Origin of the sequence: Actinoalloteichus spitiensis RMV-1378, assembly GCF_000239155.1 — a bacterium.
GTDB lineage: Bacteria > Actinomycetota > Actinomycetes > Mycobacteriales > Pseudonocardiaceae > Actinoalloteichus_B > Actinoalloteichus_B spitiensis.
Genome location: NZ_AGVX02000484.1, coordinates 1 through 10,662, shown reverse-complemented (window position 1 = coordinate 10,662; position 10,662 = coordinate 1). Strand labels below are relative to the sequence as shown.

Genomic DNA, 10,662 nt, shown 5'->3' with positions numbered 1-10,662 from the left:
CCCGGCGGCTCGACCGCCCGGTACCCGCCGCGCCCCGGCCCCGGCCACCGGCACGGGCGCCCTCACGGGGGCCATCACGACGCGGCGCGCGGGCGGGACGCTTCGGCTTCGACTCCGGCACCGGCTCCCCGCTGGGCGTCCGGGCGCCGGTCAGCTCCGCCAGCTGCTCGTCGCCGGGCAGCACGCGGGTCACCGTGGGCCGCACCCCGGCGCGACCCGTCAACGAGTTGACGCTGCGGCGCTGCTCGTCGAGCACGAGCGTCACGACCGTGCCGGACTCGCCGGCCCGCGCGGTCCTGCCCGCCCGGTGCAGGTAGTCCTTGGGGTCGGACGGCGGGTCGACGTGGACGACCAGGCTCACGTTGTCCACGTGGATGCCGCGCGCCGCCACGTCGGTGGCCACCAACACCGGAGTGGTGCCCTCGCGGAACTCGCCCAGGGTGCGGGTCCGCGCGTTCTGCGTCTTGCCACCGTGCAGCGCCCCGGCGGCCACCCCGACCTGGCGCAGCTTCCGAGCCACCCGGTCGGCGCTGTGCTTGGTGCGCACGAACATGATGGTGCGGCCCTCACGGGCACCGATGGAGGCCAGCACGTCCGGCTTGTGCTCGTCCGAGACCAGCAGCACGTGGTGGTCCATCGTGTTCACGCTCGCCGAGGGCGGAGCCACCGCGTGCACGACGGGGTCGGTCAGGTACTGCCGCACCAACGCGTCCACGTCCCGGTCGAGGGTCGCCGAGAACAGCAGCCGCTGCCCGTCGGCACGCACCAGGTCGAGGATCGCCCTGACCTGCGGGAGGAAGCCCATGTCCGCCATCTGGTCGGCCTCGTCCAGCGCGCTGAGGCTGACGTCGGAGAGCGAACAGGTGCCCTGCCGCACGTGGTCGGACAACCGACCCGGGGTGGCGATCAGCAGGTCGACCCCGCGCCGCAACGCGTTCACCTGCTTCGGGAAGGAGGTGCCGCCCACGACGGTGGTGCAACGCAGGCCGAGCGCCACCGCGAAGGGCTGGAGCGCGTCGTGGACCTGCATCGCCAGTTCGCGGGTGGGCACCAGCACCAGACCCCGGGGCCGCATCGGCTGGGAGGTGCCGTCGAGCAGCCTGACCAGGAGGGGAAGTCCGAAGGCGAGGGTCTTGCCCGACCCGGTCTGCCCCCGGCCCAGCACGTCACGGCCGGCCAACACGTCCGGCAGCGTCGCGGCCTGGATCGGGAAGGGTTCCGTGATGCCCCGCTGGGTCAGCGCGGCGACGAGGCGATCGGGGAGCCCGAGCTCGGTGAAGGACGGGATCGGGCCGGTGAACTCGGTGATGGTCGGTTCGAGCAGCGGTGACGGCTCGACCACCTGCGCGGAGCGGCGGGAGTCACCGCGCCGCCGGCGGGGGCGGAATCCTCCCCCACCCCCGTTCCGGCGTGGGCCAGAACGACGGGGCGACGGGGCGCGATCCGCGGACGTAGTGGGCACAGAGAACCTCCGTGACATGGCACGCCGCGGGGACGCTCCGCGACGACAGTCGGCAGGCCGCGGAATGCGATCACAAGGACGAGCCCGGCGCCTTGGCGCCATTGGTGAACGATGGGGCACCGGTGGCCTTCGTCGAGCCATCCGCGGACGCTTGCCGACGCGTCCGTCACGGTGCGATGCGAGCCTACACGGTCGCGGTCGGTCATCGCTCACCCCGGGGTGAGGGGCCGCGCCACCACCGACCCCGCCCACCCTGACCTCCGCTTCCCTCCCGACGGCCCGGGACCGGAACCGACGGCACCCGGCGGCGCAGGACACGCTCCGACACCACCGGGCCGGAACGCCTGGTCCGCGACCTGGTGGCGGCAGCTCAGCCACCGCCACCAGGCTGGCGTACCCGAGGTCCGGGGCGGGGCGGCCGGCGCCGGTCCCCGCGTCCCAGGCCCAGGACGGCGCCGGGCCGACGGGCCGATCCGAGTGGGCGAGGCCACGGCGTCGCCCACCACCGAGGACGTCCACCAGCCGTGGCGCCGCCGGCGACGCGCCCTGTCGTGCCGGTCCCGGGGGAGGACGACGGCCGTCGCGGGCACCACTTTGCTCGCCCTGCGGGACCCGGACGCCCACCCGCGTTCCCGCCACTCCCGGGGCACCGGGGCCGGACGCGGTCGGCCAGCGGCACGGGAGGTGGCCCGGGCGGCCGCCACCAGCGGCTCGTCATCCCCGGTCCACGGTCGCGTGATCACGGGCGAACCGTCGCCGGCGCGGCGCCACGAACCCGTCGCGCCCCGCGGTTCGGCGAATGCCCAGCGGCGGCGGGCGGCGTGTTCGGCCGGCGGATACCGCCCACCACCTCCGACCGGAGCCGGGCGAGCCGGTCAGGCCCGGGGAACGACGAGGTCCAACGCGGTGTCCGAGACCTGTTCCACCCGCATCCCGGCCGCCAGGGCCAGCCCCGTGACCCCCTCGGTGTCCACCGGGGCCGTTTCGGCCGTGGCCAGCACCCGCGCCAGGCGCCCCTTGTGCGCCTTGTTGTGGTGGCTGACCACCGTGCGCCCACCCCCGGCGTCCTCCGACAGCACCCGCACCGTCACCGCGCCCGCGACCGGGGCGAACGCCGCGTAGGCGCCGGACCGCAGGTCCACGACCAGGCCCTCCACGTCCGCGAGGAGTGGAGCCAAGGCCGGACGCCACACCGTGCGCGGGGCCGGCAGCCCCGGCAGCCGGCTGCCGGCGGAGAGCCGGTACGCCGGCACCTGGTCGGTCGCGCGGAGCAGGCCGAACAACGCCGAACACACCGCGAGGCGCCGCCCGGCGCGTTCCCACTCCACCGGCCCCCACTCGGGTGCCCGAAGGGCGTCGAAGAGCACCCCGGTGTAGCGGAGCAGCGCGGGAGCGGTGGGCGCGGACCACAACGCCGCGTTGCGCGCCACCTCGTCCTCCTGCCGCTCGGACAGCCCCAACGCGGCCAGGCTCGCCGGCACGTCCTCGGCCAGCCCGACCAGGGCGTCGGCGACCCGGCGCCGCACCGGTTCCAACTCCGGCCAGGACAGGGCGGAGAGCCGCAGCGCGGGGCCCCGCCCGCCGCTCGACTTCGTCTCCGACGGGGGCAGCAGCACCAGCATGGTGGGGGAGGGTACTGAAACGCCGCCGCCGACCTCGTCGCGCGTCGAGTGCGCGCGGACCCCGGAGACCGGCCCACCGGAACAGGCACGGTCTTCCGCGTCCGCCCACGGCGGCGGAACCGCTTCCCGGGGAGGAGGAACGGGGCGCGAGAACGGCGGCAGCCGAGGAGCCCGGCCGGAGCCGGTAATCAGTCGCGGAGTGTCACGGTGGACTCGCTACTCTGCCCGCACACCAACAGGCACACACTCGCGACGGCCCACGCGGCGCGACCCCGGTCGCCGGCCCCCGGCCTCGCGTGCGCACCCGACCAGCCGAGGAGCTTGCCGTGATTACCAGGATGTCGTCGTTGTTCCTGCGCACCCTGCGGGAGGATCCGGCGGACGCCGAGGTGCCGAGCCACCGGCTGCTGGTCCGCGCGGGCTACGTCCGGCGAGTCGCCCCCGGCGGCTACTCGTGGCTCCCCCTCGGACTCCGCGTGCTCCGCCGCATCGAGCGGATCGTGCGGGAGGAGATGGACGCGATCGGCGGCCAGGAGATCCAGTTCCCCGCCCTGCTGCCCCGCGAGCCCTACGAGACCAGCGGCCGCTGGACCGAGTACGGCCCCAACCTGTTCCGGCTGAAGGACCGCAAGGGCGCCGACTACCTGCTCGGCCCCACGCACGAGGAGCTGTTCACCCTCACCGTCAAGGGCGAGTTCAGCTCCTACAAGGACTACCCCGCGGTGCTGTACCAGATCCAGACGAAGTACCGGGACGAGGAGCGGCCGAGGGCCGGCATCCTCCGGGGCCGCGAGTTCATCATGAAGGACTCCTACTCCTTCGACCTCGACGACGAGGGGCTCGAGCGCTCCTACCAGCTGCACCGCGCCGCCTACCAGCGGATCTTCGACCGCCTCGGCCTGCGCTACGTCATCGTGTCCGCCACCTCCGGGGCGATGGGCGGCTCGGCCTCCGAGGAGTTCCTCGCCGAGGCAGCCACCGGGGAGGACACCTTCGTCCGCAGCACCGGCTCCGACTTCGCCGCGAACGTCGAGGCCGTGGTCACGACCGCGCCGCCAGCCCAGCCGGTGGAGGACAAGCCCGAGGCCCAGGTCCACCACACCCCGGACACCCCCACCATCGACAGCCTGGTCGCGTTCCTCAACTCGGCCGGACTCGGCCGTTCCTTCACGGCGGCGGACACGCTGAAGAACGTCCTGGTCAAGACCCGCCAGCCGGGCGACGGGGACTGGAGCCTGCTCGCCGTCGGCCTCCCCGGGGACCGCGAGGTCGACCTCAAGCGGCTGGAGGCGGCCGTCTACCCGGCGGAGGTGGCCCTGCTCGACGAGGCCGACTTCCGGAACAACCCCTTCCTCGTCAAGGGCTACATCGGACCGGGCGCCCTGTTGGCCAACGGCGTCCGCTACCTGGTCGACCCGAGGGTCGTCACCGGGACCGCCTGGGTGACCGGCGCCGACAAGGCCGACCACCACGTCGTCGACCTGGTCTGCGGCCGCGACTTCACCCCGGACGGCACCATCGAGGCCGCCGAGGTGCGGGAGGGCGACCCCGCGCCCGACGGGAAGGGCACCCTGGTGGCCGCGCGGGGGATCGAGATCGGGCACATCTTCCAGCTCGGCAGGAAGTTCGCCGACGCCTTCGGACTCGACGCGCTCGGTCCGGACAGCAAACCGATCCGCATCACGATGGGCTCCTACGGGATCGGTGTCTCCCGACTGGTGGCCGCCATCGCCGAACAGCACCACGACGAACTCGGACTGGTCTGGCCGGCGTCGGTCGCCCCCGCCTCGGTGTACCTGGTCATCGCCGGGAAGAACGAGGAGATCCGCGACGGCGGCGAACGGATCGCCGCCGAACTCGACGAGGCCGGCATCGAGGTCATCCTGGACGACCGGACCGTCTCGCCGGGGGTCAAGTTCGCCGACGCGGAACTCGTCGGCGTGCCCTACATCGTCGTCGCCGGCCGGGGACTGGCCAACGGCGTCGTCGAGGTCAAGCGGCGCAGCACCGGCGACCGGACCGACGTCGAGGTCGGCTCGCTCGTCGACCACCTGCGCGCCGCGCTGGACGCCTGACCGGACGCGACGGGGCCGGGGGCGTGCCGACCACACCCCCGGCCCCGCGGCCGCGTCACCTGACCGGAACCGGACCTCAGTTCAGCGGGCGCAGGCTCTCGACGATCCGCCGCAGGTCCGCGTCGTCCACGCCGTGCGCCGCGCTCTGGTCCCCGGTCGCCACGATCGCCAGCGAGCCGCCGGCCGTCGACGGGATCGTCACCACGTGCACCACGCCCGTCGCCGGGAGGCAGTCGTGCGTCTGGCCCAGCAGGGCCTCCGCGCGCACGTGACTGCCCTGGGTGTTGCCCCCCACCGTGACCGGGGTCGGTTCGCTGTACTCGAACTCCGAGATCGTCTCGCCCGTCTCCTGGTCGAAGTAGCCGTAGGCCGACCGCGCGATGTCCTCGGCGAGCTGGCGGGCGGCGGCGGCCTGGTCCGGTTCGGCCACCTCCCAGATCCCCGACGTTCCCCGCGCCGAGTAGTCGAGCGCGGAACAGAAGTCCCACTGGTAGGACGCCGGTGCCGAGTACCAGATCTCGTCGCCGTTCTCCAGGGTGAACCCGAGCTGCTCGCGTTCCTCCCAGCCCGGCGGCACGTCGTACACGGCGTTGCGTTCCTCGGAGGCGATGGGCAGCCAGTCCGGGATCAGCGGAGCGGGCCCGTCCTGGCCCTCCTGCGCGACGGTGGTCCCCTCGGTCGTCGACGTCTCCGAGGTGGGCACCGGCCCGGGGGTGTCGTCGCCCTCGGCGGTCTCCTCCTCGCCACCGCCGACGAGCAGGACCACCGTCGCGGTCACGCAGACCACGATGACGGCGGCGAGCGCACCGATCAGCACCTTCCGCCGGCGGTCGGGACCGGAGGGCTCCCCCTGCTGGCCGTACACACCGAGACCCGAGTACGACGGCGCTCCCGTCGGATCGTGCCGTCCGGTCGCGGAAGCCGGGTCCCTACCCCAGGAGTTGCCGTCGCCGGGACCGCCCGGCCCACCCGTTGGCCAAGTCATGCGTGTCACCGTAGCCGGGGCTCCCGCGACCTCGACGCGGTACGGCGAAGGCGGACTGTGACCAGGACCACCACCCGGTGCCGGGAAGCCAGACCCACCCGTGCGCGTTGAACCGAACCGTGAGCGACCCCGTGAACATCCCGTTGTCCGTGCTCGACCTCGCACCGGTCCCGACCGGGTCGAGCTCCGCCCAGGCCCTGCGTGACTCGGTCGAGCTCGCCCGCCACGTCGAAGGGCTCGGGTACCACCGCTACTGGGTCGCCGAGCACCACAACATGCCGGGCATCGCCAGCTCGGCGCCGGCGGTGCTGATCGGCCAGGTCGCCGCCGCCACCTCCACGATCCGGGTCGGATCGGGCGGGGTGATGCTGCCCAACCACCCGCCGCTGGTGGTCGCGGAGCAGTTCGGGATGCTCGAGGCGCTCCACCCCGGGCGCATCGACCTGGGCATCGGGCGGGCACCCGGCACGGACGGGCACACGGCCGCCGCGCTGCGGCGCACCGCCAACCCGCTGTCGGTGGAGGACTTCCCCCGGCAGCTGCGGGAGCTCATCGACTACTTCGCGCAGCACCCGGACGAGCCGGTCGGCCCCGGTCGGATCCACGCGGTCCCCGCCGCCGGGAACCAGCCGCCGCTGTGGTTGCTGGGGTCGAGCGACTACAGCGCCAGGGCCGCCGGGCTGCTCGGGCTGCCCTTCGCGTTCGCCTACCACTTCAGCGCGGCCGGCCTGCTGCCGGCGCTGGAGGTCTACCGCGAGTCGTTCCGCCCCTCCGACGCCCTGTCCGAGCCCTACGCGATGGTGGCCGCCGGTGTCGTGTGCGCCGAGACCGACGAGCACGCCCAGTGGTTGGCCGGCTCGCAGGGGCTGGCCATCCTGCGGTTGCGGACGGGCCGCCCCGGAACGCTGCCCAGCCCCGACGAGGCGGCCGCCCACCCCTTCACCCCGCTCGACCGCGAGGTGGTGGACGCCTTCCAGGCCTCCCACATCGTCGGCTCCCCCGACACGGTCCGCGCCGGTCTCGACCGCCTCATCGCGCGCACCGGGGCGGACGAGGTCATGGTGACCTCGCAGATCTTCGACCAGGGCGAACGCCGCCGCTCCTACGAACTGCTCGCCGGGGCCACCGGGCTGCGCCCCCGGAGCTGACCCCGGCCGGCCCCACCGGGCCGGGCGTGGGTCAACCGGCCAGGAAGCTCAGGCGCACCCGGCGCACCGGGTTGTCCACGTTGGTGTCCACCAGGCACACCGACTGCCAGGTACCCAGCGCCATCCGCCCTCCCAGCACCGGCACGGTCATCGAGGGGGGAACCAGGGCCGGCAGCACGTGGTCCCGGCCGTGACCGGGCGTTCCGTGCCGGTGGCGCCACCGGTCGTCCCTGGGGAGCAGGTCGTTGAGCGCCGAGAGCAGGTCCTCGTCGCTGCCGGCCCCGGTCTCCAGGACCGCGAGACCGGCGGTGGCGTGGGGCACCCACACGTTCAGCAGCCCGTCGGATCTCGCCGCCCGGCTCAGGAACTGTTCGCACTCGGCCGTCAGGTCGTACACCACCTCGACCGACCCGGTGCGGATCTCGAACTCCTCGCTCAGCACGGTCCCCACCATAGGAGCGCGGCGGTGCCCGCCGCAGCCGAGCACCCGCCGAGAGCGGCCGCTCGGTGGGCCCAGGACGGGGTACGACGCGCGGGCACCCCGGGACGGACGCCCTAACGGGGGTGCGCTCTCCCGCGTGCGCACCCCCGGGGGTGGCGCCCACGTTCGCCCCGCACCTCCCGTCGGACGCCCACCCCCGCCGGGTCCTCGGTGCGGAGGGGAACGGGCCCGGCACCACGACGCTGTTCCCCGGCCCGGACTGGTCGTAGTCTCGGGACGTGCGCAGCGCATTCGGTCAGGACTTCGCGGTACCGGTCGGCTACCTGAACACGGCCAGCATCGGGATTCCGCCCACCCTCACGTCCGACGCGGTCGAGCGGGACGTCCGGGACTGGGCGCGGGGCCGGTCGACCGCCCCCGGGTACGACCGGTGGGTGGCTGAGGCGCGGGCCGCCTTCGCGTCCCTGGTCGGGGTCGCCACCGGCGACGTGGCCGAGGGCGCCAGCGCGTCGCAGCTGGTCGGCCTGGTCGCCGCCAGTCTTCCCCCGGGGACCAGGGTGCTGACCGCGACGGGTGACTTCACCAGCGTCACCTTCCCCTTCGCCGCCCAGCGGGACAGGGGCGTCACCACCACCGAGGTGGGGCTCGACGACCTCGTCCCCGCCGCCGAGGACCACGACCTCGTCGCGGTGAGCGCGGTGCAGTCGGCCGACGGGCGGATCGTCGACCTCGAGGGGCTCCGCGCGGTGGCGGAGCGGGGCACGCCGGTGCTGCTGGACGTGACCCAGGCCGCCGGCTGGCTCCCCCTGCGGCTGGACTGGGCGGACTGGGTCGTCTGCGCCGGGTACAAGTGGTTGCTCTGCCCGCGTGGCTCGGCCTGGATGGCCTTGTCGGAACGGGCCCGGTCCCGCACGGTCCCCCACGCCGCCAACTGGTACGCGGGGGAGGACCCGTGGCGGACGGTCTACGGACTTCCCCTGCGCCTGGCTCCGGACGCGAGGGCGTACGACATCTCGCCCGTCTGGCTGGCCCAGGTGGGCGCCGCGCACTCCCTGCCGTGGCTGGCGGGACTCGACCTCGACGAGGTCTCCCGCTACGTGGTGGGCCTCGCCGCCCGGTTCCGGGCCGAACTGGGGCTGGACGAGGGTGACTCCCCGATCGTGTCAGTGCCCGCGCCCGGCCCGATATCCCAGGTGATGGACCTGTTGACCGGGGCGGGGGTGCGGTGCGCCCAGCGCGCCGGGGCGCTCCGCTTCTCGTTCCACCTGTACAACACCGAGGAGGACGTCCTCCACGCGGTTCACGCCCTGCGCGCCTCGGGTTCCCGGAGCGCACCGGAGGTGGGACCCGTGTCGGCGGCTCCGTGAATGCGGTTACGGTGTGATCTCATGTCCGACGTGGAGAGCGCACCCGACCCAGCGAGTCAGCGCGACACGAACGGGCGAGACGATGACACCGCTCCGTTGCCCGCTGTGAAGGAGGAGGTTCCTCCGCCGACCTCGGCGACGGCTGGCAAGGCGTCCCCGTGGCGTGCGCCGGACGAGATGGCCGACGACGGCCCGGTGACTCCGGCCGCCGAGCGGACCGGTGGTTCCTCTGATCGCCCCACCGAGAGTGGTACCCCGCCGACCCCGGAGCGGGAGCCGGCCGAACGGTCCTCGCCCGCGCTGCGGTCGTCCGCGGCCCTCCCGGCAAGCGTGAGCGCGTCCCCGACCACCCCCGCCGAACCCGGCGGGACGACGCGGTCCACCCCCTCGCTGTCCCGGCTGGGCGCGCCGGCCGACCCGACACCGGACGAGCGGCCCACCACGACGATCCCGGTGGTGCCGGCGAGCCCCGCGCCACCACCGCAGGAGGCGGCCGCCACCGCCCGCGTGGGCCACCCGCCCGGCTCGCCACCGCAGGGCGGCCCCGCGCTTCCGGGTGGCTTCCCGCCGGCCGCCCAACCGGGATCGCACTCCGCGCCCGCTGGCGTCCCCCTCCCCCCGAGCGCCGTGCCCACGGTCCAGACGGGGCCCGGGGCACCGGCCACACCGCCGCCAGGCCCGTCCGCCCCCCGAGGGGGGACCGCCGTGGACATCCCGGCGGCCGCGATCGCCCACTCCGGCCCGCCGGGAGGCCCGCCGCCCGGCGCCGGGCCCGGCCCCTACGGGCCGCCCGGTCCCGGTGGTCCCGCTGGCCCTGGTGGTCCCGCTGGCCCGGGAGGTCCACCACCGAGAACGCGGGCGGCGGCGCCGGGCGGCGACAACCAGAAGTACAAGAAGCTCGCCCTCCAAGCGCTCGGCCTGGTCGGGGTGGCCGTCGTCTCGGGAAGCCTCTACCTGGCGATGCGACCGGGGCCCGCCGACGACGTGCGGACGGGGGGCTCCGGCGACATCACCTCGCTGGAGTCCGCCGCCCCCAGCGAGTCCACCGAGCCGGAGGAGACCAGCCGTTTCGAGAAGAAGGCCGAACGTTTCGACGAGGGCAGCCACGTCGACTGCGTGGAGTCCTCCTACGGGCGGCCCGCCCAACGGTTCTTCGAGGAGCAGCAGTGCGAGAGCCTGCACCGCTGGCTCTACGCGACCGAGACCGACCAGGGTGAGCAGGTGGTGGTCTCCGTGGTCAGCACCACCATGCCCGACGAGCAGGCGGCGCGGGACCTCCAGGCGCTGCTGGACACCGACAACACCGGCAACGTGAAGGACCTGCTGCGCGAGAACATCCGGTTCGAGGGCGGCCCCACCGAACTCCACCGCCAGGGTTCGGAGTACGGGTACGCCTCACAGCTGGAGAGCCGCACGTTGACCGTGGTGGAGACGGCCTTCTTCGACCCCGCCAGGACCGGGGACAAGGACCTCCTCAGGCAGATCGCGCAGGAAGGACTGGCGCTCGCCTGGGACGACGGGAGCTGAGACCGCGCTGCCCGGCGCGCACCGCGCCGCCGGG

At 74.2% G+C, this 10,662-nt stretch carries 8 protein-coding genes; 4 read left to right on the top strand and 4 right to left on the bottom strand.

Going from position 1 to position 10,662, the window contains the following annotated elements; genetic code table 11:
• Window positions 1-1,480, bottom strand: a 1,480-nt coding sequence (locus ACTIDRAF_RS29985; protein WP_083886503.1) for a DEAD/DEAH box helicase, incomplete at its 3' end; no start/stop codon positions are given.
• Window positions 1,481-2,337: 857 nt separating this feature from the next.
• On the bottom strand, window positions 2,338-3,084 hold the full coding sequence (locus ACTIDRAF_RS0219865) for a YaaA family protein (RefSeq protein WP_016700472.1): 747 nt from the start codon (window positions 3,082-3,084) through the stop codon (window positions 2,338-2,340).
• 326 nt (window positions 3,085-3,410) lie between these two features.
• Between ACTIDRAF_RS0219865 and ACTIDRAF_RS0219860 the strand changes: the two genes are divergently transcribed.
• Window positions 3,411-5,159, top strand: a complete 1,749-nt coding sequence (locus tag ACTIDRAF_RS0219860; RefSeq protein ID WP_026066305.1) for a proline--tRNA ligase — start codon at window positions 3,411-3,413, stop codon at window positions 5,157-5,159.
• Window positions 5,160-5,235: 76 nt separating this feature from the next.
• Here the strand turns inward: ACTIDRAF_RS0219860 and ACTIDRAF_RS0219855 are convergent, their stop codons facing one another.
• Window positions 5,236-6,144, bottom strand: a complete 909-nt coding sequence (locus ACTIDRAF_RS0219855; RefSeq protein WP_157163161.1) for a DUF8017 domain-containing protein — start codon at window positions 6,142-6,144, stop codon at window positions 5,236-5,238.
• A 119-nt stretch (window positions 6,145-6,263) separates the two neighbouring features.
• On the opposite strand from ACTIDRAF_RS0219855, the gene ACTIDRAF_RS0219850 reads away from it, so the two are divergent.
• Window positions 6,264-7,292 carry an LLM class flavin-dependent oxidoreductase gene (locus ACTIDRAF_RS0219850; protein WP_211215386.1) on the top strand — a complete coding sequence of 343 codons (1,029 nt, stop codon included), beginning with the start codon at window positions 6,264-6,266 and terminating at the stop codon, window positions 7,290-7,292.
• 31 nt (window positions 7,293-7,323) lie between these two features.
• On the opposite strand, the gene ACTIDRAF_RS0219845 is transcribed toward ACTIDRAF_RS0219850, so the two are convergent.
• Window positions 7,324-7,734 carry a secondary thiamine-phosphate synthase enzyme YjbQ gene (locus ACTIDRAF_RS0219845; RefSeq protein WP_026066303.1) on the bottom strand — a complete coding sequence of 137 codons (411 nt, stop codon included), beginning with the start codon at window positions 7,732-7,734 and terminating at the stop codon, window positions 7,324-7,326.
• A gap of 278 nt (window positions 7,735-8,012) precedes the next feature.
• On the opposite strand from ACTIDRAF_RS0219845, the gene ACTIDRAF_RS0219835 reads away from it, so the two are divergent.
• Both ACTIDRAF_RS0219835 and ACTIDRAF_RS0219825 read left to right on the top strand, forming a co-directional pair.
• On the top strand, window positions 8,013-9,101 hold the full coding sequence (locus ACTIDRAF_RS0219835) for an aminotransferase class V-fold PLP-dependent enzyme (RefSeq protein ID WP_016700466.1): 1,089 nt from the start codon (window positions 8,013-8,015) through the stop codon (window positions 9,099-9,101).
• 705 nt (window positions 9,102-9,806) lie between these two features.
• Window positions 9,807-10,628 carry a hypothetical protein gene (locus tag ACTIDRAF_RS0219825; protein ID WP_157163160.1) on the top strand — a complete coding sequence of 274 codons (822 nt, stop codon included), beginning with the start codon at window positions 9,807-9,809 and terminating at the stop codon, window positions 10,626-10,628.
• Window positions 10,629-10,662 lie beyond the last annotated feature (34 nt).